The sequence below is a fragment of the Pseudomonas sp. NPDC089530 genome, from assembly GCF_050280705.1.
GTDB lineage: Bacteria > Pseudomonadota > Gammaproteobacteria > Pseudomonadales > Pseudomonadaceae > Aquipseudomonas.
Map to the genome: position 1 here is coordinate 79,864 of NZ_JBNNVU010000002.1, position 26,278 is coordinate 106,141.

The following is a 26,278-nucleotide window of genomic DNA, read 5'->3' on the forward strand; positions in this document are numbered from 1 at the left end:
TGGGGCGATGGTGGCACTTTGGTAGAGTCCCACTTCTTACGAAGGCGCCAGGGAGTGGCGTGCTGCGCTTGGCCGCAGGCGTGCCTGGCAAGGGTTATCCATGGAAGAGAGTCGCGGTTGTGAGCTTGGCTAAAAAAATACTCGGGTTGTTTTCGTTGTTGCTGATCCTGGCCCTGTGGGTCGGCTATTTCTACCTCTATCAGGATGCGCGCAGCGGGCGCCTCGGCGACACCTTCGACAGCTACGGCACCTGTGGCAGCCCCTCGAGCAGTTCGCCGGATTTCTTCGCCCGCGACCATCTGCTGCTCAGGGTCACCAACAACACCCAGGGCGACTTCACTGTGTCGGGAGTGGTCAACGTTTCCGAACGCACCTACAACCGCTACGAACTGGGGCGTTACCCGCTGAAATTGCGCCTGGAGCCGCTGCAGTCGTCCTACAGTGTCCCGCCGCTGTTCTTCGAGGAGGTCAAGGTCAAGGCCTTGAACCGCAACTTCAGTTCGCCCCACAAGAATGCCTACGCGGACCTGGAAAGCCGATCGATCCGGGTGTACGGCGAGGCCACCCGGTTTCCCTTCGATGTCTACCGCTACGGCTACAAGCCGGTGCTGTACATCCTCAAGGGCAACGAGCAGGTCGACCTGAAGTTCAAGCGCGTCACTACCCAGCTGGACCTGTCCAACACCTTCACCCCGACCCGGCTGTACAACCCGGTCGACTACATCAGCGAGTCCAACAGCCTGGCGCAGCCTGGCGACTATCCCGCCTACGGTGCCAGCGAGTGTGCCTTCAGTATCGAGCGCAAGGGTTCGTTCAAGATCATCGTGCTGCTGTTGTTGCTGGTGCTGTGCCTGCCGCTGTTGCTGGTGGTGTACCGCGACGAGCCGACCATCGATTTTCTCGCCACCTTGCTGGGTGTGGCGGCGGTCCGGGTGTTTCTGGTCGGGCCGCTGCGGGACTACCAGCTGTACGGCATCGACTTCGTGTTTGGCGCCGTGATCATCCTGGTCGGCACCCTGTCCCTGCTCAAGGCCATGCGCATCGACGCCTTGCGCCAGGCCGCAGCAAGGCGGGGAACCACCTGGTAACGGGCTGGCGGCGGCTTTGCCGCCGAGGCGGATCCGCTGAGATTCTTCGCCGATCGATGCGGTTTTGCTATGCCGAGAGGCCGGCTTTTAGCTATACCTACAACTCCTAAAGCCGGCGTTGCGTCCGGCTTTTCTGACAGGAGTTACTTTATGAAGCTTGCACGAATCGCTGGCGCGCTGTGTATCGTCTCCCTCGGGTTGGTGGGCTGTTCCAGCAACATCACCAAGCCGGAGGAGTATTCCGGTTTTCTTCGCGACTACAGCCAGCTCAAGGAAGCCAAGTCGCCGTCGGGCGTCGAGGTGATGCGCTGGATCGATCCCAAGCTGGACCTGAAGCAGTACCGCAGCGTCTATATCGAGCCCACCCAGTTCTATCCCAAGCCGCAGCCGACGGCGAAGATCCCGCAAAACACCCTGAACGGCATCAACCGTTACTACGATGAGGCGCTCAAGCGCGAGATCGGCAAGGACCTGCCGCTGGCCACCGCTCCGGGGCCGGGTGTGCTGGTGGTGCGGGCGGCGATCACCGCCGTGAGCAGCAAGACCGAAGGCCTGAAACCCTACGAAATCATTCCGATCGCCCTGGTGGCGGCGGCAGTGAGCACGGCCAGCGGCATTCGTGACCAGGAAACCACCCTGGGCACCGAGGCGCAGTTCATCGATGGCGGCAACAACAAGGTGGTCGCCCAGGTGGTGCGCAAGGGCAGCGGCAAGGCCCTGGAAAACGACACCCAGGTCATGCAGCCTTCGGACGTGAAAAACGTCATCGACGGCTGGGCGTCGGACCTGCACCAGTCCTATCTGCGGATGAAAAAATAACCGCGTTCGACAACCCTTTCCGAGCGTTTCCGGTTAGCCGTGTCGGGGTCAGGGGCTTGCGCCTGACCCCTTCGTCGGACCTGCTGTCGAACCTTTGAAGTGGACCGGTCCTGCGGGCGAGGCGAGGGCGGTGGGCGGCGTTTTCAGCACAAGCATCCGGCACAGGCCCTGATCGCCAGCTCCCGCGGTGAGTGGCGCCGGAGCTTTGGTCTGGTATTTTTCTTCATGTGAATTGTGATTATTTCCATGTGTTTTTAGTGGTTAAGTTAATGTGATTTATCAAGAATAAAAAACTCAATAAAAACAATAATTTAAAATATATTTCTCATGTTTATTGTCATTTTTTTGAGTGCTCTCAGGGAGTTTTTCCAGCATGCCCGTGGTTGAACGCACGACTTTCATCGCCGGCCGCAGCCCGGCCCAGGTCCTGGATTTCTGCCTGGAAGGCGCGAATTTTCCGAAGATCTTTCCCGAACCCATCACTCCCCTGGGAGAGGTCGATCTCGACAACCTGCGCATCAGCGCCGGGCGCGAGTTCCGCTTCCGGCACTGGATGTGGGGCGTCATACCGGCGACCTGGACCGTGGTCATCCGCGAGGTCGGCGACCGGCATTTCATCGACGAGATGCTCAAGGGGCCGCTGCGTGCCTTTCGTCACGAGCACCGGGTCGAGGCGGCCGACGGGGGTACCCTGTATACCGATCGGGTGACGTACCGGGCCCTGGGCGGCGCACTGCTGGAGCGGCTCCTGGTCGACGCCTACATGGCGCGCATTTTCGACGCCCGGCACCGCAACATGTTGCGCCTGCTGGGCTGAGGGCGCGGTGCGTTCCCTGGTGAGGGCAATGGGACAAATTGCAGGCCAGGCATAGGTGGCCGAGGCGTTTCATGGTTAACTTCGGCCTCTCGAATTTCTTCACTGCTGTTCAACGACAACCGTTCAAAAGGATTCCGCTCATGGCTCAAGTCACTCTTAAAGGCAACCCGGTTCAAGTCAACGGCCAACTGCCCCAAGCCGGCGCCAAGGCGCCAGCGTTCTCCCTGGTGGGCGCTGGCCTGGCCGACATCACCCTGAGCAGCTTTGCCGGCAAGCGCAAAGTGCTGAACATCTTCCCGAGCGTCGATACCCCGACCTGCGCCACCTCCGTGCGCAAGTTCAACGCCCAGGCCAGCGGCCTGAACAATACCGTGGTGCTGTGCATCTCGGCCGACCTGCCATTCGCCCAGGCCCGTTTCTGCGGCGCCGAAGGCCTGGACAACGTACAGAACCTGTCGACCCTGCGTGGCCGCGAGTTCATCGAGAACTACGGCGTGGCCATCGCCGACGGCCCGCTGGCCGGCCTGACCGCCCGCGCGGTGGTGGTGCTGGATGAAAACGACACCGTGCTGCACAGCGAGCTGGTCAAGGAGATCGCCGAAGAGCCGAACTACGACGCGGCGTTGGCCGTTCTGAAGTAACAGGTTTTACAATTCTTCACGGCCTGGCCCTGTCCAGGCCGTTTTTATTTGTGCTTCAGTGGCTTAGCAGACACTTGCGAACGTAAGCTCAAGGTAAATTGCCGGTAAAGGCGCTTTGCTAAACACCGGCCAGTGCTTATCTTTCAGCCTTCTGAAAAAGATCCTCTCGCGCCCAATGGTTGATCAATCCATGCAATCCTCCGTTTCCCGCAACTCCCGTCGCTGGCTGTTCGGCCTGCTTGTCCTGTTGGCCGTCGCCGGCCTGGCCTGGAAATTCTGGCCGGCCTCGAGCAGCCACAAGGACGCCGCCGAACAGAAGGCCGCGACCGGCCGTGCCGGGCGCAGCGGGATGATGCGTCCGGGGTTCGGCGGTGCGAGCGGGCCGATCCCGGTGCGAGTGGCGCCGGCCACCCGCGGCGACTTCCCGCTGTATTACAAGGCGCTGGGTACCGTCACCGCGCTGAACACCATCAATGTGCGCAGCCGGGTCGCCGGCGAACTGGTCAAGGTGAGCTTCGAGGAAGGGCAGATGGTCAAGGCCGGCGACCTGTTGGCGCAAATCGACCCGCGGCCCTACCAGAACGCCTTGCTCCAGGCCGAAGGCACGCTGCTGCAGAACCAGGCCCAGCTGAAGAACGCCCAGGTCGACTATGAGCGTTATCGCGGCCTGTACGCCCAGGACAGCATCGCCAAGCAGACCCTGGACACCGCCGCGGCTCTGGTCGGCCAGTACCAGGGCACGGTCAAGACCAACCAGGCGGCGGTCAACGACGCCAAGCTCAACCTCGAATTCACCCAGATCCGCGCGCCGATCACCGGCCGCGTGGGCCTGCGCCAGCTGGACGTCGGCAACCTGGTGGCGGCCAACGACACCACGGCGCTGGCGATCATCACCCAGACCCAGCCGATCAGCGTGGCCTTCACCCTGCCGGAGAACAACCTGGGCACGGTGCTGGAGCGTTATCGCAGCGGCGCCAAGTTGCCGGTGGAAGCCTGGGACCGCGGCGACCAGAAACTGCAGGCCAGTGGCATGCTGCAAAGCCTCGACAACCAGATCGACACCACCACCGGCACCCTGAAGTTCAAGGCGCGCTACGACAACCGCGACCAGGCGCTGTTCCCCAACCAGTTCGTCAATGTGCGCCTGCTGGCCGACACCCAGAAGAACGTGGTACTGGCACCGTCGGCGGCGATCCAGTTCGGCACCAACGGCACCTTCGTCTACGCCCTGGACGGCGACAACAAGGTCAAGATCCGTCAGTTGCAGGTCGGCGACAGCAATGGCGATTTCACCGTGATCCAGTCCGGCCTGGAAGCCGGCGACCGGGTGGTGCTGGAAGGCACCGACCGCCTGAAGGACGGCAGCGCGGTGGAAGTGGTCAACAGCGCCGAAGACGTGCCGGCCACGCCGACCCAGCATCTGCAGGGCCAGCCGGCCAGCTCGGCGAACACCCCGGCCACTGACGCCCCGGCGCACAAGGTCGGCGCATGAACCTCTCGCGGCTGTTCATCCTCCGCCCGGTAGCCACCACCCTGAGCATGCTGGCCATTGTCCTGGCCGGCCTGATCGCCTATCGCCTGCTGCCGGTCTCGGCGCTGCCCCAGGTCGACTACCCGACCATCCGGGTGATGACCCTGTACCCCGGCGCCAGCCCCGACGTGATGACCAGCGCGGTGACCGCGCCCCTGGAGCGCCAGTTCGGGCAGATGCCCGGCCTGACCCAGATGGCCTCGACCAGCTCCGGCGGCGCCTCGGTGCTGACCCTGCGCTTCAACCTCGACATCAATATGGATGTCGCCGAGCAACAGGTGCAGGCCGCGATCAACGCCGCCACCAACCTGCTGCCCACCGATTTGCCGGCGCCGCCGGTGTACAACAAGGTCAACCCGGCGGACACCCCGGTGCTGACCCTGGCCATCACCTCCAAGACCATGCTGCTGCCCAAGCTCAATGACCTGGTCGATACCCGCATGGCGCAGAAGATCGCGCAGATCAGCGGCGTCGGCATGGTCAGCATCGCCGGCGGCCAGCGCCAGGCGGTGCGGATCAAGGTCAACCCCGAGGCCCTGGCGGCGGCCGGCCTCAACCTGTCGGACGTGCGCAGCCTGATCAGCGCCTCCAACGTCAACCAGCCCAAGGGCAACTTCGACGGCCCGACCCGGGTGTCGATGCTCGACGCCAACGACCAGCTGACTTCGCCCAAGGATTACGCCGAACTGATCCTGGCCTACAAGAATGGTGCGCCGCTGCGCCTGAAAGACGTCGCGCAGATCGTCGACGGCGCCGAGAACGAACGCCTGGCGGCCTGGGCCAATGAAAACCAGGCGGTGCTGCTGAATATCCAGCGCCAGCCCGGGGCCAACGTGATCGAGGTGGTGGACCGGATCAAGGCGCTGCTGCCGAGCATCACCGACAACCTGCCGGCGGGCCTCGAGGTCACCGTGCTCACCGACCGCACCCAGACCATCCGCGCCTCGGTCACCGACGTGCAGCATGAACTGCTGATCGCCATCGCCCTGGTGGTGATGGTGACCTTCCTGTTCCTGCGCCGGGCCAGCGCCACGGTGATTCCGTCGATCGCCGTGCCGCTGTCGCTGATCGGCACCTTCGGCGTGATGTACCTGGCGGGGTTCTCGGTCAACAACCTGACCCTGATGGCCCTGACCATCGCCACCGGTTTCGTGGTCGACGACGCCATCGTCATGCTGGAGAACATTTCGCGCTTCATCGAGGAGGGCGACAGCCCGCTGCAGGCTGCGCTCAAGGGCGCCAGGCAGATCGGCTTCACCCTGGTGTCCCTGACCCTGTCGCTGATCGCCGTGCTGATCCCGCTGCTGTTCATGGCCGACGTGGTCGGCCGGCTGTTCCGCGAGTTCGCCATCACCCTGGCGGTGGCGATCCTGATCTCCCTGGTGGTGTCCCTGACCCTGACGCCGATGATGTGCGCGCGCCTGCTCAAGCCGGAGCCCAAGGAAGCGGAGCAGGGGCGTTTCTATCGCGCCAGCGGCGCCTGGATCGACTGGTTGATCGCCAGTTACGGGCGCAAGTTGCAGTGGGTGCTCAAGCACCAGCCGCTGACCCTGCTGGTGGCTGTCGGCACCCTGGCGCTGACCGTGTTCCTGTATATGGCAGTGCCCAAGGGCTTCTTCCCGGTACAGGACACCGGGGTGATCCAGGGCATTTCCGAAGCGCCGCAGTCGGTGTCCTTCGCCTCCATGGGCCAGCGCCAGCAGGAACTGGCGAAAATCATTCTCGCCGACCCGGCGGTGGAAAGCCTGTCGTCCTATATCGGCGTCGACGGCGACAACGCCACGCTCAACAGCGGCCGGCTGCTGATCAACCTCAAGCCGCACCGGGAGCGGGATATCAGCGCCGCCCAGGTCATCGCGCGGCTGCAGCCCCAGGTCGATCAACTGGTGGGCATCCGCCTGTTCATGCAGCCGGTGCAGGACCTGACCATCGAAGACCGGGTCAGCCGCACCCAGTACCAATTCAGCATGTCGTCGCCGGACGCCGACCTGCTGGCTCTGTGGAGCGGGCGCCTGGTGGACGCCCTGGCCCATCGGCCGGAGCTGACCGACGTCGCCAGCGACCTGCAGGACAAGGGCCTGCAGGTGTACCTGGTGATCGACCGCGATGCCGCATCGCGCGTCGGCGTCTCGGTGTCGAACATCACCGATGCCCTGTACGACGCCTTCGGCCAGCGGCAGATCTCCACCATCTACACCCAGGCCAGTCAGTACCGCGTGGTGCTGCAGGCCCAGGCCGGCGAGACCATCGGCCCGCAGGCGCTGGAGCAGATCCATGTGAAGACCACCGACGGCGGCCAGGTGCGGCTGTCGAGCCTGGCCCGGGTCGAGGAGCGCCAGGCGCAACTGGCCATTGCCCATATCGGCCAGTTCCCGGCGGTGATGATGTCGTTCAACCTGGCGCCCGGCGTGGCCCTGGGCGAGGCGGTGCAGGTCATCGAGCAGGTGCAGCAGCAGATCGGCATGCCCTTGGGCGTGCAGACCCAGTTCCAGGGCGCGGCCCAGGCGTTCCAGGCCTCGCTATCGAGCACCTTGCTGCTGATCCTGGCGGCGGTGGTGACCATGTACATCGTGCTCGGGGTGCTCTACGAGAGCTATATCCACCCGATCACCATCCTTTCCACGCTGCCCTCGGCGGCGGTGGGGGCCTTGCTGGCGCTGATCCTCAGCGGCAACGACCTGGGCATGATCGCGATCATCGGCATCATCCTGCTGATCGGCATCGTCAAGAAGAACGCGATCATGATGATCGACTTCGCCCTCGACGCCGAACGCAACCAGGGCATGGCCCCGGAGCAGGCGATCTACCAGGCGGCGCTGCTGCGCTTCCGGCCGATCCTGATGACCACCCTGGCCGCGCTGTTCGGCGCCGTGCCGCTGATGCTGGCCACCGGTTCCGGCGCCGAGCTGCGCCAGCCCCTGGGCCTGGTGATGGTCGGTGGCCTGGCGCTGAGCCAGATCCTGACCTTGTTCACCACCCCGGTGATCTACCTGTATTTCGACCGCCTGGGCCGGCGCTGGCGCCCGGCGCCTGAGCGCGCGGAGCCGGTAGAACAGCCATGAACCTGTCCGGACCCTTTATCCGCCGGCCGGTCGCCACCATGCTGCTGAGCCTGGCGATCATGCTCCTGGGCGGCGTCAGCTTCGGCCTGCTGCCGGTGGCGCCGCTGCCGCAGATGGATTTCCCGGTGATCGTGGTCCAGGCCAGCCTGCCGGGGGCCAGCCCCGAGGTCATGGCCTCGACCGTGGCCACGCCCCTGGAGCGCTCGTTCGGCGCCATCGCCGGGGTCAACACCATGAGCAGCCGCTCCAGCCAGGGCTCGACCCGGGTCATCCTGCAGTTCGACCTGAACCGCGACATCAACGGCGCGGCGCGGGAAGTGCAGGCGGCGATCAACGCCTCGCGCAACCTGCTGCCCAGCGGCATGCGCAGCATGCCCACCTACAAGAAGGTCAACCCGTCCCAGGCGCCGATCATGGTGCTGTCGCTGACCTCCGACGTACTGCAGAAGGGCCAGCTGTACGACCTGGCTTCGACCATCCTGTCCCAGAGCCTGTCCCAGGTGCCCGGGGTCGGCGAGGTGCAGATCGGCGGCAGCTCGCTGCCGGCGGTGCGCATCGAGCTGGAACCGCAGTTGCTCAACCAGTACGGCGTGGCCCTGGACGATGTGCGCAAGACCATCGCCGAAGCCAACGTGCGCCGGCCCAAGGGCTCGGTGGAGAACGCCGAGCAGCTGTGGCAGGTGCAGGCCAACGACCAACTGGAGAAAGCCCGTGACTACGAGCCGCTGATCATCCACTACAAGGACGGCGCGGCCCTGCGCCTGAAGGACGTGGCCAAGGTCAGCGACGGCGTCGAGGACCGCTACAACAGCGGCTTCTTCAACGACGACGCGGCGGTGCTGCTGGTGATCAACCGCCAGGCCGGGGCCAACATCATCGAGACGGTCAACGAGATCAAGGCACAGCTGCCGGCGTTGCAGGCGGTGCTGCCGGCCAGCGTCAAGCTCAACCTGGCCATGGACCGCTCGCCGGTGATCAAGGCCACCCTGCACGAGGCCGAGATGACCCTGCTGATCGCCGTGGCCCTGGTGATCCTGGTGGTCTACCTGTTCCTCGGCAACTGGCGCGCGTCGCTGATCCCGACCCTGGCGGTGCCGGTGTCGCTGGTGGGCACTTTCGCGGTGATGTACCTCTATGGGTTTTCCCTGAACAACCTGTCGCTGATGGCGCTGATCCTCGCCACCGGGCTGGTGGTGGACGACGCCATCGTGGTCCTGGAGAACATCTCCCGGCATATCGACGAAGGCGTGGCGCCGCTGAAGGCAGCCTACCTGGGGGCCAAGGAAGTCGGTTTCACCTTGCTCTCGATGAACGTCTCGCTGGTGGCGGTGTTCCTGTCGATCCTGTTCATGGGCGGCATCATCGAAAACCTGTTCCGCGAGTTTTCCATCACCCTGGCGGCGGCCATCGTGGTGTCGCTGCTGGTGTCCCTGACCCTGACCCCGATGCTCTGCGCCCGCTGGCTCAAGCCCCATGTGCCGGGCCGGGAGAATGCCCTGCAGCGCTGGAGCCAGCGCGCCCACGACTGGATGGTGGACAAATACGCCGGCAGCCTGGACTGGGTGCTGCGCCACAAGCGCCTGACCCTGTTCAGCCTGCTGCTGACCATCGGCGTCAATGTCGCGCTGTATGTGGTGGTGCCCAAGACCTTCATGCCGCAACAGGACACCGGCCAACTGATAGGCTTCGTGCGCGGCGATGACGGCCTGTCGTTCACCGTGATGCAGCCGAAGATGGAGATCTTCCGCCGCGAGGTGCTCAAGGACCCGGCGGTGGAGAGCGTGGCCGGCTTTATCGGCGGCAGCAACGGCACCAACAATGCCTTCATGCTGGTGCGGCTGAAACCGATCAAGGAGCGCAATATTTCCGCGCAGAAGGTCATCGAGCGCCTGCGCAAGGACATGCCCAAGGTGCCCGGCGCCCAGCTGATGCTGATGGCCGACCAGGACCTGCAGTTCGGCGGCGGCCGCGAGCAGACCACCTCGCAGTATTCCTACATCATCCAGAGCGGCGACCTGGGCGCGCTGCGCGAGTGGTATCCGAAAGTGGTCGCCGCGCTACGCACCTTGCCGGAGCTGACCGCCATCGACGCCCGCGAAGGGCGGGGCGCCCAGCAGGTGACCCTGGTGGTGGACCGCGACCAGGCCAAGCGCCTGGGGATCGACATGAACATGGTCACCGCGGTGCTCAACAACGCCTACAGCCAGCGGCAGATCTCCACCATCTACGACAGCCTCAACCAGTACCAGGTGGTGATGGAGGTCAACCCGAAGTACGCCCAGGACCCGATCACCCTCAACCAGGTGCAGGTGATCACCGCCGATGGCGCGCGGGTGCCGCTGTCGACCATCGCCCATTACGAGAACAGCCTGGAGGACGACCGGGTCAGCCACGAGGGCCAGTTCGCCTCGGAGAGCATTTCCTTCGACATGGCCGAAGGGGTGACCGTGGAGCAGGGCACGGCGGCCATCGAGCGCGCCCTGGCCAAGCTGGGCATGCCGGAAGAGGTGATCGTCAAGATGGCCGGCACCGCCGACGCCTTCGCCGCGACCCAGAAGAGCCAACCGTTCATGATTCTCGGTGCGCTGCTGGCGGTGTACCTGGTGCTGGGCGTGCTCTATGAAAGCTACATCCACCCGCTGACCATTCTCTCCACGCTGCCGTCGGCCGGGGTCGGCGCCTTGCTGTCGATCTACGTGCTGGGCGGCGAGTTCAGCCTGATCTCACTGCTGGGGCTGTTCCTGCTGATCGGCGTGGTGAAGAAAAACGCCATCCTGATGATCGACCTGGCGTTGCAGCTGGAACGCCACCAGGGCCTGGACCCGCTGGACTCGATCCGCAGCGCCTGCCTGCTGCGCCTGCGGCCGATCCTGATGACCACCCTGGCGGCGATCCTCGGCGCCTTGCCCTTGCTGCTGAGCAGCGCCGAAGGCGCGGAAATGCGCCGGCCCCTGGGCCTGACCATCATCGGCGGCCTGGTCTTCAGCCAGATCCTGACCCTTTACACCACTCCGGTGGTCTACCTCTATCTCGATCGCCTGCGCCATAGGTTCAACCGCTGGCGCGGGGTCCGTACCGATGCCGCTCTGGAAACGCCGCTATGACTGACCGTTCGCTCACCCTCCTTTCTCAGCGTCTGGCCCTGGCCCGCAGTTCGCGGCGGCTGAGCCTGGGCTTGAGCCTGATGCTGCTCAGCGCCTGCGCCATCGGCCCGGACTACCAGCGCCCGCAAGTCGCGGAACCGGCGCACTACAAGGAGGCGGCGGGCTGGCGCCAGGCCAACCCCAGCGATGCCCTGGCCCGTGGCGCCTGGTGGGAGCTGTACGGCGACCGCCAGCTCAATGCACTGATCGACAAGCTCAACAGCGCCAACCAGAGCGTGGCCCAGGCCGAGGCCCAGTACCGCCAGGCCCAGGCCCTGGCGCGCAGCGCCCGCGGCGCGCTGTTTCCGACGGTGGACCTGAGCGCCGGGAAAACCCGCGCCAGCCAGGGCACCGGCAGCAGCAGTTCGGCCCTGAGCAGTTCCTCCAGCGGGATTCGCGACACCTATAACACCCAGCTCGGGGTGAGCTGGGAGGCCGATATCTGGGGCAAGCTGCGCCGTGGCCTGGAAGCCAACGAGGCCAGCGCCGAAGCCAGCTTCGCCGACCTGGCGGCGATGCGCCTGAGCCAGCAGTCGGAGCTGGTGCAGAACTACCTGCAGCTGCGGGTGATGGACCAGCAGAAACGCCTGCTCGAAGCCACGGTGGCGGCCTACCAGCGTTCGCTGACCATGACCGAGAACCAGTACCGCGCCGGCGTCGCCGGCCGGGACGCCATCGCCCAGGCGCAGACCCAGCTGAAAAGCACCCAGGCCGACCTGATCGACCTGATCTGGCAGCGCGCCCAGCTGGAAAACGCCATCGCCGTGCTGATCGGCCTGCCGCCGGCCGAATTCAACCTGGCCGAGACCCAGGACATCCCGGCCTTGCCCCAGGTGCCGCTGGGCCTGCCGTCGCAGTTGCTGGAGCGGCGTCCGGACATCGCCTCGGCCGAGCGCGCGGTGATCTCCGCCAACGCCAATATCGGCGTGGCCAAGGCCGCCTATTACCCGGACCTGACCCTGAGCCTGGCAGGGGGTTACAGCAGCAGTACCTACGCCGATTGGATCAGCCTGCCGAACCGCTTCTGGTCGGTGGGGCCGAAACTGGCCATGACCCTGTTCGACGGCGGCCAGCGTTCGGCGGAAGTCGACCGCACCGAGGCGGTCTACGACCAGACCGTGGCCAAGTACCGCCAGACCGTGCTCGACGGCTTCCGCGAGGTGGAGAACTTCCTGGTGCAGCTCAAGGTCCTGGAAGACGAGGCCGCGGTGCGCCAGCAGGCCCTGGACGCGGCGCGCGAGTCCCAGCGCCTGACCGAGAACCAGTACAAGGCCGGGCTGGTGGCCTACCTGGGCGTGGTGGTGGTGCAAGCCACGGCCTTGAGCAACGAACGCAGCGTACTGACCCTGCTGCAAAGCCGCCTGGTCACCAGCGTGCAACTGATCGCCGCCCTGGGCGGCGGTTGGGACGGCCAACTCCAGGCCAGCACCCAGCCTTAGTGGGCGCACCGCCCGCTGCGCCTCGTTCCCTGTAGCCGCTGCCTCGCCGGGGCTCGACAGCGGCTACAGGGTGCATGGCTCCGATCTCATGTAGCCGCTGTCGAGCGCAGCGAGGCTGCGATCGAGGACGCAGTCCTCGCAAAACCTGCGTACTGGATCTATCTGAAACTCCGCGTTGCCCGGTTTACGACCGCTGCGCAGCAGCCGCAAACCCTGCCGCTTCGATCTTCCCGAAGGGCTGCGCAGGCCAGTGTCACGGATTTGTTTTATCGCCCAAGTACTTTCTGTACGGTTGATGGCTTTTTGCTTACCTTCTAGTGCGTTCCTATGCGCAATCAGTACAATTGCGCCTTTTACCGCCGGGTAGGGAAGCTTCCGGCCAATGGCCAAGAGACGTCCATGCTCACCGGTACCTACTCTTCCGCGCTGGTCCTGATTTCCCTGTTCGTGGCGATTCTCGCCTCCTATACCGCACTCGACATGACCGGGCGCATCGCCACCACCCGTGGCCGCGCGGCGGTCCTGTGGATGATGGGCGGGGCCCTGGCGATGGGCATCGGCGTGTGGTCGATGCACTTTATCGGCATGCTCGCTTTCAGCCTGCCCATCGACCTGGGCTACGACCCGGGCATCACCGCGCTGTCGCTGCTGATTTCCGTGCTGTCCTGCGGCTTCGCCCTGTGGCTGGTGAGCCAGCCGAGCCTGCCGGCCTGGCAGCTGGCGTTCGGCGCGCTGATCATGGGCGCGGGGATCAGCGCCATGCACTACACCGGCATGGCGGCGATGCGCATGCAGCCGGGCATCGACTACGACCCGAGCCTGTTCGGCGCCTCGCTGCTGATTGCCGTCGGCGCCTCGGCCGCGGCGCTGTGGATCGCCTTCCGCCTGCGCCACAACACCCCCCATGTGCGCCTGGCCCGCTGCGGGGCCGCGGTGGTGATGGGCATCGCCATTGTCGGCATGCACTACACCGGGATGGCCGCGGCACGCTTCGCCGACGGCAGTTTCTGCGGCGCGGCGGTGGATGGCCTGAGCGGCAAGGGCCTGGACAACCTGGTGCTGATCACCACCCTGGCGGTGCTGGTGATCGCGCTGCTGACCTCGGTGCTCGACGCGCGCCTGGAAGCCCGCACCGCGGTGCTGGCCGAGTCGCTGACCGTGGCCAACCGCGAACTGACTCAACTGGCGCTGCATGACACCCTGACCGGTCTGCCGAACCGCACGCTGCTGGCCGACCGGATCGACCAGGCGATGCAGTGGGTCACGGAGCAGGGCGGTTGTTTCGCACTGATGTTCATCGACCTGGACGGCTTCAAGCCGGTGAACGATGCCTTCGGCCATCACATGGGCGACCAGTTGCTGCGGGAAGTGGCCCTGCGCCTGCGCGAGGACCTGCGCAGCCAGGACACCCTGGCGCGGATCGGCGGCGACGAGTTCGTGCTGCTGGTGCAACTGGGCGAGCCGGACGATGCCCTGCGCCTGGCCGCGCGCCAGGTGGGGCTGATTGCCCAGGCGTTCCGGGTTGCCGAGCATGAGCTGCAGATCTCCGCCAGCGTCGGGATCGCGGTGTACCCGGGCAATGGCCTGACCCCCCAGGAACTGCTGATGAATGCCGATGCGGCGATGTATCACGCCAAGGGTACCGGCAAGAACGGCTACAGCTTCTTCGACGCCTCGATGAACAGCGACGCGCGCCGCCAGTTGCAACTGCTGCAGGACCTGCGCCACGCCCTCGAGCACGATGAGTTCCAGCTGTACTACCAGCCCAAGTTCGACGCCGCCAACGGCACGCCGGTGGGCGCCGAGGCCTTGCTGCGCTGGGAGCACCCGCAACTGGGGCTGCTGCTGCCAGACAAGTTCATCGACCTGGCGGAAAAGACCGGGCTGATCATCCCCATCGGCGAATGGGTGCTCAACGAGGCCTGCCGGCAGATGCGCGAGTGGTACAGCGCGGGGTATGAAGACTGGCGGATCGCGGTCAATATTTCCGCCTTGCAGTTCTGTCACTCCGGGCTGGTGGACAGCGTGGCCAGGGCGCTGAGCCGGCATCGGCTGCCGGCCAACAGCCTGACCCTGGAGATCACCGAGACCACCGCCATGAGCGACGCCGATGCGAGCATGACCGTGCTCAAGCAACTGGCGGACATGGGCGTGGACCTGTCCATCGACGACTTCGGCACCGGCTATTCGAGCCTGATGTACCTCAAGCGCCTGCCGGCCAATGAGCTGAAGATCGACCGCGGCTTCGTCCGCGACCTGGAGCACGACAGCGACGACGCGGCGATCGTCTCGGCCATCGTCGCCCTGGGGCAGGCCCTGGGCCTGCGCATTGTCGCCGAAGGCGTGGAAACTGACGTGCAGCAGAACTTCCTGACCCAACTGGGCTGCGATTCGCTGCAAGGTTACTTTCTCGGCCACCCCCAGCCGGCTGCCCGTTTCATACAGAGCCTCCATCAGGCTGAACGCCTGCCTGAATAAACGCGCCAATTGGCTTGGCGGATGCGTTGCGACCGGCGATCAGCCACGAGGCCAATGAGCGCGCCAGAGAGGTTTGCAACGCTGGCCACAGGGTGTTTAATGGCTCGCGTTCAACGATCAGCGAGGGAGTTGGCAGCATGGACAAAGTCATGCTCATCACCGGTGGCGGTCGCGGTATCGGCGCGGCTACCGCGCTGTTGGCGGCACAGCAGGGATACCGCATCTGCATCAATTACCAGGCCGACGAGCAGGCGGCCTTCCAGGTGCTGGAGCAGGTCCGGGCACAGGGCGCCGAGGCGATTGCCGTGCGCGCCGATGTCAGCATCGAGGACGAGGTGATCGGCCTGTACCAGCGGGTCGATGCCGAACTGGGGCGGGTCACCGCGCTGGTGAACAATGCCGGCACCGTCGGGCAGAAGTCGCGGCTCGACGAAATGTCCGAGTTCCGCATTCTGAAGATCATGAAGACCAACGTGCTCGGGCCGATCCTCTGCGCCAAGCACGCGGTGCTGCGCATGTCGCCACGGCATGGCGGGCAGGGCGGCAGTATCGTCAATGTGTCGTCGGTCGCCGCGCGCCTGGGTTCGCCCGGCGAGTACGTCGACTACGCGGCTTCCAAGGGCGCGCTGGACACCTTCACCATCGGCCTGTCCAAGGAAGTCGCCGGCGAAGGCATCCGTGTCAACGGCGTGCGCCCGGGCTACATCTACACCGATTTCCATGCCCTGAGCGGCGACGCCGACCGGGTCAGCAAGCTGGAGTCCGCCATCCCCATGGGCCGCGGCGGCCGCCCGGACGAGGTGGCGGAGGCGATCATCTGGCTGCTGTCGGACAAAGCCTCGTATTCCACCGGAACCTTCATCGACCTGGGCGGCGGGCGCTGACGCCGTAGCCGACGTAGCGCGGTGTCTGGGGCTAGAACGACCGCACGATCCTGCCCAGGGTTTCCATGGCCTTTTCCGCCGCTTCGTTCCACGGGCTGCCGTAGTTGAGGCGGATGCAGTTACGAAAGCGCTGGGTCGGCGAGAAGATCGGCCCCGGGGCGATGCTGATCCCTTGGGCCAGGGCCATCTGGAACAGCTTCAATGAATCCATCTGCGCCGGCAGTTCCAGCCACAGGAAGTAGCCGCCGGCCGGCTGGCTGACCCGGGTCTGGGCCGGGAAGTAGCGGGCGATGGCCGCCAGCATGGCGCTTTGCTGTTCTTCCAGGGCATAGCGCAACTTGCGCAGGTGTCGGTCGTAGCCACCGTGCTGCAGGTAGTCGGCGATGGCGGCCTGGGCCGGCATCGAGGCGCAGAGCGAGGTCATCAGCTTCAGCCGCTCGATTTTCTGCGCATAGCGCCCGGCGGCGACCCAGCCGATGCGGTAGCCCGGCGCCAGGCTCTTGGCGAACGAGCCGCAGTGCATCACCAGGCCCTCGGTGTCGAAGGCCTTCGCCGGTTTCGGCGCCTGCTGGCCGTAATACAGCTCGGCGTAGACGTCGTCCTCGATCAGCGGCACTTGATGAGTGCGCAGCAACTCCACCAGTTCCTGCTTCTTCGCCTCGGGCATGGTCGCGCCCATGGGGTTCTGGAAGCTGGTCATGCACCAGCAGGCCTTGATCGGGTGCCGTTCCAGGGTTTGGGCCAGCACCCCGAGGTCGATGCCGTCCCGCGGGTGCACGGGGATTTCCACCGCCTTGAGTTTCAGGCGTTCCAGCACCTGCAGGCTGGCGTAGAAGGCCGGCGCCTCGATGGCCACCAGGTCGCCGGGTTCGGTCACCGCCTGCAGGCACAGGTTCAATGCCTCCAGGGCGCCGTTGGTGATCAGCAGTTCTTCCATGGGCAGCATCAGCCCGCCGACCATGTAGCGCAGGGCGATCTGCCGGCGCAGTTGTGGGTTGCCCGGCGACATGTCGGTGACCACCACCCGCGGGTCCATCTCGCGGCTGGCGCTGGCCAGGGAGCGCGACAGGCGCTGCAGCGGGAACAGGGTCGGGCTGGGGAAGGCCGAGCCGAAGGGCACGGTGGCCGGGTCCTTGATCGATTCCAGCACCGAGAACACCAGTTCGCTGACATCGACTTCGGTGGACTCGTTGACCTGGCTGCTGATCACCGGCTCGGAGAACGGGCTCGGCGCATGGGTGTTGACGAAGTAGCCGGAGCGCGGCCGGGCGCGGATCAGGCCGCGCCGCTCCAGCAGGTAATAGGCCTGGAACACCGTGGACGGGCTGACCCCGTAAGTCTGGCTGGCATACCGCACCGAGGGCACGCGTTGGCCAGGGCCGAGCACCCCGGAGCGGATCAGTTCTGCGATGTCGTCGGCGAATTTTTCGTAGCGTTTCATGGGCGCGCTCGGGTTGGGTTCTGCGGTGTCGGGGCGATTTTTCGCGGGCAAGCCCCGCTCCTACAAGGACAGCCATACAGCTGTAGGAGCGAGGCTTGCCCGCGATAGCCGCAAAGCGGCGCCCAGTCTAAGGGATCAACGGTTCAAAGGGGCGACGAACCGGCTCTTGGCCACGCTGTAGACGGCCGGCTCATCGCTGTCGACCACCTTGAAGCTCAACTCCTGGGAGCTGCTTTGCGGCTTGTCGGCGATCAGCGCCACCGACACCGGCAGGTCGACGATCTCGCCCGCGGCCAGGCTGATTTCGTTCTTGCCTTGCAGCTGGAAGCCGTCGCCGTCCACCAGTTGCAGGCGGTAGTCCTGGCGCTGCTGGGTCTTGTTGATGATCTTCAGGCTGTAGATGTTCTCGATCTGCCCGAGGCTGTTCTCGCGGAACAGGCCACGGTCCTTGCTGACGTCCAGCGACACCATCGGCCGCTCCGTCAGCGCCAGGGTCAGGGCGCCGATCATCACCAGCAGCACGGCGCTGTAGCCCACCAGGCGCGGCCGCAGCAGGTGGGTCTTGCCGCCCTGCAGCTGGTGCTCCGAGGTGTAGCTGATCAGGCCGCGGGCATAGCCCATCTTGTCCATGATCGAGTCGCAGGCGTCGATGCAGGCGGCGCAGCCGATGCACTCCATCTGCAGGCCGTCGCGGATGTCGATGCCGGTCGGGCAGACCTGCACGCACAGCTGGCAGTCGATGCAGTCGCCGAGGCCGACCTCGGCCGGTTTCACGTCGCGCTTGCGCGGGCCACGGCTTTCGCCGCGGGCCGGGTCGTAGGAGATGGTCAGGGTGTCCTTGTCGAACATCACGCTCTGGAACCGCGCATAAGGGCACATGTGCATGCACACCGCTTCGCGCAGCCAGCCGGCGTTGAGGTAGGTGGCGCCGGTGAAGAACAGCACCCAGAACAGGCTGACGCCGCCGATCTGCAGGGTCAGCAGCTCCTGGGCCAGCGGTCGGATCGGGGTGAAGTAGCCGACGAAGGTCAGCCCGGTCAGCAGGCTGATGGCCAGCCACAGGGTGTGCTTGGCCGAACGGCGGATCAGCTTGTTCAGGCCCCAGGGCGCCGCCGCCAGCTTGATGCGCTGGTTGCGTTCACCCTCGGTGATCTTTTCGCACCACATGAACAGCCAGGTCCAGGAGCTCTGCGGGCAGGTGTAGCCACACCAGACGCGGCCGGCGAACACGGTGATGGCGAACAGGCCGAAGGCGCAGATGATCAGCAGGGCCGAGAGCAGGATGAAATCCTGGGGCCAGAAGGTTGCGCCGAAGATATGGAACTTGCTTTCCGACAGGTCCCAGAGCACCGCCTGGCGGCCGCCCCAGTTCAACCACACGGTGCCGAAGAACAACAGGAACAGAAAGCCCGCGCCGCTCATGCGCAAGGTGCGGAACAAACCGGTGAAGCTGCGGGTGTGGATCTGCTTGTCGGTGGTTTTGGCCTTCGTCTTTGGGCGCGCAGGCTCGAATGTTTCTACTAATCGGACGGGGATTCTTTCGCTCATGGTCGTTCGCTCATCAGCCTCCATCAGGCAGGTGAACTATGACCAGCGATCTGTTTGCATAACAGACTCAGGTATCGCAATAAAAAGCAGATCAGATGGCCCCTGGGCCTTGCCCTGCGACAACTTGCCATACCCGGCCTAACCCCCGGCATCCGCTGGCGCCGGCGTCTGGCACAGGCCTGTGCCGGGCGCCCTGATGCAGATCAGTCAAATCAGCGAATCACCAGTGATGGCTTTTGGATGGCTCAGGCCATCAGTGGTGTCTGCTACGGTCAATGCGTCGGCTTCTGCTTCGGTAAGGTCGAGGCATTGACCCCAGCCGCCGTCGGGGCAAGCCAGGAAGTACGGGCAGAAACGTGCGCCCGGCGGTCGGGATTGTCATGGTTGTGGCGTATGGGTCAGCCAGGCTGTGACCGGTGCCGGATCGCTCGGTGGATCGACCTTGGGCGGCGGGGTGCTGTCCGGCGGTTCCTGTTCGGGCACCGGTTGCGGCTCGATCGGTGGCAGGACCGGTGGTAACGGCGGACGGTCGATATTCGGCTCGGGGGTTTCCGGCGGAATCGGGATACTCATCGTTATGGCCTCCTTTTATAACCCTGGGTTGTCCAGCCCTCCCTGGAGTGGACCGCCGGGGCGGCGATTTGATTCCCGGCACAGCGAGTTCCCCGTACCCGTCCAGGGCACTGCTGTAGCCGCTGCCGAGCGCCAGCGAGGCTGCGACCGACCCGGAACGGGACGCGCTCCTGAGGGCCTCGAAGGCCCTGCGGGCCTTGGCGCAGCCTCGCTGGTGCTCGACAGCGGCTACAGGTGCGATGGCGTGGGTCTTACCAGCGCATCCGCACCCCCAGGCTGCCGATCAGTCCGTTGAGGTCGTTGTCGTCCACGTCGCTGCTGTAGTCGGCACTCACGTACAGGCTGACGGTCGGGGTGAGCCTGGCCACCAGGCCCAGGCCGACGTCCACGGTGGAGGACTTACGGCTGCTGCTGATCTTGTCGACCTTGTCCAGGGTCACCACGTCGCCGCTGTACACCGTGTGCCACAGGCTGGTGCGCACATAGGGTTCCAACGAGCGCCCGGCGACTTCGTAATGGCCTTGCAGGCGGGCGCCGACGCGGCCGCTCCAGGCACTCAGGTTGCCGGCGGAACTGTTGCCGCTGCCGCCGGCATTCGGGTTGTCCAGGCTGACGCGCTGGTTGATCAATTGCGCCTGGGGTTCGACCACCCAGTTGTCGCTGATGCCGATGGGAATCCCGCCTTGCACCGACAGGGTCACCGCGCTGCCCTCGGCGGCCTGGCGCTGGCCCTCTTCGGTCCGGGTGAAACCGCTGACCCGGGCGCCGCTGGCCGACAGGTCGACATGCCAGCCCTGGGCATTGCTCAGGCTCCAGAAGGCGCCAAGGCTTTGCCCCTGGACACTGAAACTGTCATTGCGCGGGTCGCTGAAACCGCCGGGAATGCCCTGGCTGTTGGCCTGGAACTGGCTCTGGCCGCCCAACAGGCCGATGCGCTGGGTATGCCCGCTGCTGCTCTGCAGGGTGTAGAGCACCGAGCCGCCGGGGGTGCCGTTGATGCTGCTGGCAAAACGCGAGCCGAGGTACCCGACTTCGCTCGGGTGTGCCATGGCCCGATACAGCGGATCACGGGTCTGCGGTGGTCCCTGCATCCTGCCCAGGCTGTCGTCGGCGGGGATATTGGACGTCTCGGGGAGCGGGGCGCTCGGCAAGTCGTTCAGCAGCAGGTCCTGGCGATAGCCAAGCCGCGCCTCGTCCTCGGCAGGGGACGCCTTGACCTCCATGGAAGAACACAACAGCACCGAAGCCGAAACGGTGCACAGAATGATTTTGATCTCTTGTGGGGTGAGTGAAGTTTTCATGGAGGTCTACCTTGCATTCGTATGCAATGTCTCGCCGTGGCGTCTCTCCTACCCCGAATGAGGGGCGACCGAGTTCGTCGGGGCAAAGCTCGCCGATCCGCTCTAGAACGGGCCTTTGAGGCTTGCCCCTGGTTGTTTTGCCGGGGGTAGTAAGCTGTAGCTAAGGAGACGAAAGGGTGCGCGTCAAGAAAATGACCGACCAATGGGGTGGGTATTTTAGGGGCTGTAACTGACTGAAAAACGCTGGTTTGTCTAAGTTCTTGTTTGCACGAAAAAACGCCGGAACGGCGGGAAAAAAACGATTTTTCGTAGCCCGCTACCGACCCGCCCATGCCTGGTCGAGCCGGTAAGTTCTCCGTCGGTGAACCTGATATCAGCCGTTGGCCACCGCGCTGGCCGCTTCGTCGATCAGGCCGGCGACCTCGCCGGCGCGGGAGGCGAGGGAGGCATGGCTGGCATCCAGGGTGATGATCTTTTTCGCCCCCAGGCGTGTGGCCATGTGCTGCTGATTTTGCGGGGCGATCATGTGGTCGGCGCTGGAGATCTGATACCAGGACGGCCGGTGTTTCCAGGCCGGCTCGCCGATGATGTCGCCGAAGGTGCTGGCCAGCGGCGCTTTCTGGGTCAGGCCCATGATCAGCCCGTCGCGCTCCGGCAGATCCTGGCAGAAACTCTCATGGAACAGCTCCGGCTTGACCCACAGGTAACCGTCGCTGTCGGGCTGCAGGTTCACTGCGGCCAGGGGAGGGTGTTGCTGGGTGATGCTGCCCGGGCTTTCCCCCGAATCGGGGGCGAAGGCGGCGATGTACACCAGGCCCACGACATTCGGCGCCAGGCCGGCTTCGGTGATCACCGCGCCGCCATAGGAATGGCCCACCAGCAGTACCGGGCCATCCTGCTGGGCCACCAGCTTGCGGGTACGTTCGACGTCGTCGGCCAGGGAGGTCAGCGGCAGTTCCACCGCGCGAATCCGCGTATGCCCCCGTTGCAGCAGTTCGCCAATGACCTTGTTCCAGTGGGCGGCACCGCCCCAGAAACCATGGACCAGCACAATCACGGGTTTGTCGCTCATGGCATGACTCCTATACAAGAACAGCAGATAGGGACAACAGTTGGAACCAGTAGGTGGAAACATTGCACCGCGCTCCGACGCCGCAGGACAACGCCAGGCGAGTGATCGAGTATCGGTGACAATCGCCGGGCGTGCACGACCGGCGGACGCCGGGTGTCGGAGCGATGTTCAGAAGCGTACTTCCGCCGCCAGCGGCAGGTGATCCGAGAGGTGGGGCCAGGGCTTGTGGCCGAGGATCTTCGGGGCGTGGCTGCTGGCGTTGCGCAGGTAGATCCGGTCCAGGCGCAGCAGCGGCCAGCGCGCCGGGTAGGTTTTCGCCGGGCTGCCGTGGTGGCGTTCGAAGGCTTCGTGCAGGTCGTTGCGACGGGCGAGGGTGGTATTGCCGTGCAACTGCCAGTCGTTGAAGTCGCCGGCGATGATCACCGGCGCGGCGGGGGGCAGGGATTCGAGCAACTGGCCGAGCAGCGCCAACTGCAATTGGCGATGGCTTTCCAGCAGGCTCAGGTGCACGCAGATGGCGTGCACCTCGGCATGCCCCGGCACATCCAGCACGCAATGCAGCAGGCCGCGACGCTCGGGGCCGGTGATCGCGACATCCAGGTTGCGGTACTGGCGGATCGGGTACTTCGACAGCAGGGCGTTGCCATGATGGCCGTCGGGATAGACCGCGTTGCGCCCGTAGGCGAATTCGCTCCACAGGCTGTCGGCGAGGGACTCGTATTGCGACTGCTGGGGCCAGTGAGGGTGGCGCTTGGCGTGGCGGTCGTGCTCCCCCAGCACTTCCTGGAGAAACACCAGGTCGGCCTGGGAGCTGCGCACCGCGTCGCGCAGCTCCGGGAGAATGAAGCGGCGGTTCAGGGCCGTGAAGCCCTTATGGGTGTTGACGGTCAGGATTCGCAGACGATGGATCGCCGGGGTCTCGTCTGCCGGCATGACAGGGCGCCTGGTCGAATCGGTGTTCACACTCGCTCCTCGTCATCGGGACTGTTACTCATGCGACTGACACGTTGTCGCTCGGTTCAGGGGTTCCCCAGGCTGCGGGCTGCGGCCTGGCACTAGATGAAAATGATCTCGTAGGGCTGGCGCAGCCGCTCCAGCAGCAACGGCGTCAGCGTCGGCGCCAAGCCGATGCTCGGATCGCCCTGCAACTGGCTGGCGTAGGCATACGCCGCGTGGCGCTTGCGGGCCACGGTCCAGGTGTCGAGGCGCAGTTTGCGGGCGCGGTGCCAGGGCACCTGGTGTTCATCGCGCAGCGGCCAGTGCCAGGCCCATACCGGTGTTTCGAGGAACACCGCACCGACCTGGGCCGTGGCTTTGGCGCAGGCCCGGCCGACGGCGCCGTGATCGTCGTTGCCATCCTCGCGCCAGGTGCTGAACACCACGTCGTCGGGGCGCAGGTAGCGGCCGATGAACTGGCACAACTGATGTTCGCGCTCCTGCAGCGCGTTATCGGCGAAACCGCCGCGGATCCACTTCAGGCTGTGCAGGGGCAACCCCAGGCGGCGCAGGGCCTCGACGCTTTCCTGGGGGCGGAACACGCTCAGGCGCCGCTCCGGCCACAGGTCGGAGCCGGGGTGGCTGGCGCTGCCGTCGGTAACGGAAATCAGTTGCAGCGGATGGCCGTGATGGGCCAGCACCTGCAGCAGGCCGCCGCAGATCAGCACTTCATCGCCGGGGTGCGGAGCGATGACCACCGCCCGGGCGCCGGCCGGCACCAGATTGGCAATATTGACAGGCATTACATCGAGTAGCTGGCGCGAACCGTTCCAGATCTGCTCCGGCCAGGTGTCGCTCAGGGGTATGGATTTCATCGGTGTCACATCCTTGTTCCGGGGCAGTCGGTGCACGGTGATGCACCGGGCCGGCTTGGGTTCGCACCCGGTATCTATCCTGGTGCCGGCGCTCCATACCTTGGATTGCCGTCTTGCGCGAGCGTTCAATCATACACAGCCGTGGCCCGGCGTCGCAGGGGCCGACGGTTTTTTTCCAGAGGCTGAAGATAGCCGGGGAACGGGCATTTAGCACGCCTGTTCAGGCAGATAGTGGCCATGACCGCGAGCGGCCTGGCTGTTACGCCAGATTAATGGCGGGCCGTCTCTAGCGCGGGGCTCGGTTCTCAATCGCACGCAGCCGTATCGGGGGCAGAGTGTGACAGTCAACGGAGGGGAAGGACATGACCATCCCGGTTTCTTTAAGTGGGTGAGTGTGCGGGCGCTGCGCGATGAGGGGTAGGGCAGTGCTGGCGCAATGCCCTGATGCGGCTTTAGCTCAGCACGCGGATCGGCTGGCCGGCGGCCCAGGCCTGGATGTCTTCGACCATCTGTCCGAAGAACAGCCGATAGTTCTGCCGGCTGACATAACCGACGTGGGGCGTGGCCAGCACGTTGGGCAGGCGCCGGAACGGATGATCCAGGGGCAGTGGCTCCTGGTCGAACACATCCAGTGCGGCCCCGGCCAGGCGTCCGCGCTCGAGGGCGGCGATCAGCGCCGCTTCGTCGACGATCGGCCCGCGGGCGGTATTGACCAGCAGCGCCGAGGGTTTCATCCAGGCCAGTGCCTGGGCGTCCACCAGGCCGCGACTGCGCTCGCTGAGCACCAGGTGCACCGAGAGCACGTCGGCCTGTTCGAACAACTGTTGCTTGTCGACGTAGGTCACGCCGGCTGCCGCGGCCCGCTCGGCGCTGAGGTTCTCGCTCCAGGCGATCACCCGCATGCCGAACACCTGGCCGAACTGCGCCACCCGCTGGCCGATACTGCCCAGGCCGAGAATGCCCAGGGTCTTGCCGTGCAGGTCGCCGCCCAGGCCCTGTTGCCAGAGGCCGGCGCGCAGGGCGTTGGCCTCGCTGAGCAGGTGGCGGGTCTGGGCCATGATCAGCGCCCAGGTCAGTTCCGGCGCCGCGTGCTTGTAGCTGTCGGTGCCGCACACCTGGATGCCCAGGCTGGCTGCAGCAGCCAGATCGATGGCAGCGTTGCGCATGCCGCCGGTCAGCAGCAGCTTGAGCCGTGGCAGGCTGCGTAGCAGGGCCGCGTCGAAACGGCTGCGCTCGCGCATCACGCAGATCACCTCGAACGGCGCCAGGCGCTCGCTCAGGGCGGCGGTGTCGCCGAGGTGGTCATGGATGAAACTGACCTGGCCGATGCCGGCCAGCACCGACCAGTCCACCACGTTTCGGGCCACGTCCTGCCAGTCGTCGATTACTGCGATCTGCATGCTCATGAAAGCTCCGGGGGAGAAAACAACAATGGGGTTCCAGCCAGCCCAGCAGGGTCTGCAGCCAGCGCAACGACCGGTCCTGGAACGATACGCTCAGGGCGACTAACCAGAGGCAGTGCCCGGCACGAAATGTTCCCGGCGGCAAGCCAGGTGCCTGCCACCGCTCAACCCGCCCAGCCGAGCGTCATCCATGCCAGCACGCCATACCGCGTGCCCTTGGCCAGGGTGACGAGCAGCAGGAAGCGTTTCAGCGGTTCGCCCATGACCCCGGCCACCAGGGTCAGCGGGTCGCCGACGATGGGCAGCCAGCTCAGCAGCAGCGACCAGCGGCCGTAGCGCTGGTAGTGGTCGCGGGCGCGTTGCAGGTGGCGTGGGCCGACCGGGAACCAGCGGCGGTCCTTGTAATGCTCCAGGCGTTGGCCCAGCCACCAGTTGACCAGGGAGCCGAGCACATTGCCGAGGGTGGCGACGGCCAGCAGCAACCACAGGTCGTATTGGCCGTTGAGCAGCAGGCCCACCAGCACGGCTTCGGATTGCAGCGGGAGCAGGGTGGCGGCGCCGAAGGCCGCCAGGAACAGGCCGAGGCAGGCGGTGAGGATCAATGGGCCGGATAGTCCGCGACCACGACGTCCTTGCCTTCTTTGGTCAGGCCGATGACCTGAAAGGCATCGGCGGGCATGCCGTCCATTTCCATGCCGGGCGAGCCCATGGGCATGCCGGGGGCGGCGACGCCGAGCAGGTCGTCGCGCTTGCTCAGGGCCAGGACCTGTTCCGCCGGCACATGGCCTTCGACGAATTTGCCGTTGAGCACCGCGGTGTGGCAGGACGCCAGGCGCGGGACCACGCCCAGGCGCTGCTTGACTTCGCTCATGTTGCTTTCGACGTGGTCGTTGACCTTGAAGCCGTTGGATTGCAGGTGTTCGATCCACTTCTTGCAGCAACCGCAGTTGGCGTCGCGGTGCACATCGATCGGGATCAGGTCGGCGGCCTGGGCCAGGGAGCCGACGAGCAGGGCGGACAGGGCCGCCAGGCGCAGAATCTTGTTCATGGTGAGTCTCTTGATCATCAGGGGCGCCAGGGATAGCACGGACTGGGTGGCGTATTTTGCTACTTTTCTCGAGCGCGGCGCAGCGCATGTGTTTCAACGTTATACCAAGCCTCCTGGCTGGCCTTGGGTGCGCAACCCCGTCCTGTAGGAGCGAGGCTTGCCCGCGATCCAGGCGACGC

At 65.3% G+C, this 26,278-nt stretch carries 20 protein-coding genes; 10 read left to right on the plus strand and 10 right to left on the minus strand.

The features are described from left to right. Positions 1-119: 119 nt before the first annotated feature. The 10 genes from ACQKQA_RS01400 to ACQKQA_RS01445 all read left to right on the plus strand — a co-directional run bounded on the left by ACQKQA_RS01400 (position 120) and on the right by ACQKQA_RS01445 (position 15,902). The gene (locus tag ACQKQA_RS01400) at positions 120-1,088 is read left to right on the plus strand and encodes a hypothetical protein (RefSeq protein WP_427552696.1); all 969 of its coding nucleotides are present in this window, start codon (positions 120-122) and stop codon (positions 1,086-1,088) included. 150 nt (positions 1,089-1,238) lie between these two features. Next, the gene (locus ACQKQA_RS01405) at positions 1,239-1,907 is read left to right on the plus strand and encodes a DUF3313 domain-containing protein (protein ID WP_427552698.1); all 669 of its coding nucleotides are present in this window, start codon (positions 1,239-1,241) and stop codon (positions 1,905-1,907) included. A 373-nt stretch (positions 1,908-2,280) separates the two neighbouring features. After that, complete coding sequence (locus ACQKQA_RS01410; RefSeq protein ID WP_427552700.1) at positions 2,281-2,724, plus strand: SRPBCC family protein; 444 nt, start codon at positions 2,281-2,283, stop codon at positions 2,722-2,724. A gap of 140 nt (positions 2,725-2,864) precedes the next feature. Then, positions 2,865-3,365, plus strand: coding sequence for a thiol peroxidase (gene tpx / locus ACQKQA_RS01415; RefSeq protein WP_427552702.1), 501 nt, complete (start codon positions 2,865-2,867; stop codon positions 3,363-3,365). A 175-nt stretch (positions 3,366-3,540) separates the two neighbouring features. Beyond that, complete coding sequence (locus ACQKQA_RS01420) at positions 3,541-4,857, plus strand: MdtA/MuxA family multidrug efflux RND transporter periplasmic adaptor subunit (RefSeq protein ID WP_427552704.1); 1,317 nt, start codon at positions 3,541-3,543, stop codon at positions 4,855-4,857. Further along, positions 4,854-7,958: an MdtB/MuxB family multidrug efflux RND transporter permease subunit gene (locus tag ACQKQA_RS01425; RefSeq protein ID WP_427552707.1), complete on the plus strand. Its 3,105-nt coding sequence runs from the start codon at positions 4,854-4,856 to the stop codon at positions 7,956-7,958. Before ACQKQA_RS01420 ends, ACQKQA_RS01425 begins: the two co-directional genes overlap by 4 nt. After that, a complete protein-coding gene (locus ACQKQA_RS01430) occupies positions 7,955-11,062 on the plus strand; it encodes an efflux RND transporter permease subunit (RefSeq protein ID WP_427552709.1) in 3,108 nt (1,035 codons plus the stop codon). Before ACQKQA_RS01425 ends, ACQKQA_RS01430 begins: the two co-directional genes overlap by 4 nt. Further along, the gene (locus ACQKQA_RS01435; protein WP_427552711.1) at positions 11,059-12,540 is read left to right on the plus strand and encodes an efflux transporter outer membrane subunit; all 1,482 of its coding nucleotides are present in this window, start codon (positions 11,059-11,061) and stop codon (positions 12,538-12,540) included. Before ACQKQA_RS01430 ends, ACQKQA_RS01435 begins: the two co-directional genes overlap by 4 nt. A 399-nt stretch (positions 12,541-12,939) precedes the next feature. After that, entirely contained in the window at positions 12,940-15,018 is a 2,079-nt protein-coding gene (locus tag ACQKQA_RS01440) for a putative bifunctional diguanylate cyclase/phosphodiesterase (RefSeq protein ID WP_427552713.1), read from the plus strand. Between the two features lie 137 nt (positions 15,019-15,155). Next, on the plus strand, positions 15,156-15,902 hold the full coding sequence (locus ACQKQA_RS01445; protein ID WP_427552715.1) for an SDR family oxidoreductase: 747 nt from the start codon (positions 15,156-15,158) through the stop codon (positions 15,900-15,902). A 31-nt stretch (positions 15,903-15,933) separates the two neighbouring features. On the opposite strand, the gene mapR is transcribed toward ACQKQA_RS01445, so the two are convergent. From mapR to ACQKQA_RS01495, 10 genes are all read right to left on the minus strand, one after another. Further along, complete coding sequence (gene mapR / locus ACQKQA_RS01450; RefSeq protein ID WP_427552717.1) at positions 15,934-17,343, minus strand: GntR family transcriptional regulator MpaR; 1,410 nt, start codon at positions 17,341-17,343, stop codon at positions 15,934-15,936. A 135-nt stretch (positions 17,344-17,478) separates the two neighbouring features. After that, positions 17,479-18,891, minus strand: a complete 1,413-nt coding sequence (gene ccoG / locus ACQKQA_RS01455) for a cytochrome c oxidase accessory protein CcoG (protein WP_427552720.1) — start codon at positions 18,889-18,891, stop codon at positions 17,479-17,481. Between the two features lie 378 nt (positions 18,892-19,269). Then, positions 19,270-19,464, minus strand: a complete 195-nt coding sequence (locus ACQKQA_RS01460) for a hypothetical protein (RefSeq protein ID WP_427552722.1) — start codon at positions 19,462-19,464, stop codon at positions 19,270-19,272. Positions 19,465-19,715: 251 nt separating this feature from the next. Continuing rightward, positions 19,716-20,765: an autotransporter domain-containing protein gene (locus ACQKQA_RS01465; protein WP_427552724.1), complete on the minus strand. Its 1,050-nt coding sequence runs from the start codon at positions 20,763-20,765 to the stop codon at positions 19,716-19,718. A 373-nt stretch (positions 20,766-21,138) separates the two neighbouring features. Further along, positions 21,139-21,837 carry an alpha/beta hydrolase gene (locus ACQKQA_RS01470; RefSeq protein WP_427552726.1) on the minus strand — a complete coding sequence of 233 codons (699 nt, stop codon included), beginning with the start codon at positions 21,835-21,837 and terminating at the stop codon, positions 21,139-21,141. 168 nt (positions 21,838-22,005) lie between these two features. Next, positions 22,006-22,770 (minus strand): endonuclease/exonuclease/phosphatase family protein, encoded by a 765-nt coding sequence (locus ACQKQA_RS01475; protein WP_427552728.1) that lies wholly within the window; start codon positions 22,768-22,770, stop codon positions 22,006-22,008. Positions 22,771-22,892: 122 nt separating this feature from the next. Next, positions 22,893-23,648: a PIG-L deacetylase family protein gene (locus ACQKQA_RS01480; RefSeq protein ID WP_427552730.1), complete on the minus strand. Its 756-nt coding sequence runs from the start codon at positions 23,646-23,648 to the stop codon at positions 22,893-22,895. Positions 23,649-24,100: 452 nt separating this feature from the next. After that, on the minus strand, positions 24,101-25,054 hold the full coding sequence (locus tag ACQKQA_RS01485; RefSeq protein WP_427552732.1) for a D-2-hydroxyacid dehydrogenase family protein: 954 nt from the start codon (positions 25,052-25,054) through the stop codon (positions 24,101-24,103). Positions 25,055-25,215: 161 nt separating this feature from the next. Beyond that, a complete protein-coding gene (locus ACQKQA_RS01490) occupies positions 25,216-25,653 on the minus strand; it encodes a YqaA family protein (protein WP_427552734.1) in 438 nt (145 codons plus the stop codon). Continuing rightward, the gene (locus ACQKQA_RS01495; protein ID WP_427552736.1) at positions 25,650-26,099 is read right to left on the minus strand and encodes a DUF411 domain-containing protein; all 450 of its coding nucleotides are present in this window, start codon (positions 26,097-26,099) and stop codon (positions 25,650-25,652) included. Before ACQKQA_RS01495 ends, ACQKQA_RS01490 begins: the two co-directional genes overlap by 4 nt. Positions 26,100-26,278 lie beyond the last annotated feature (179 nt).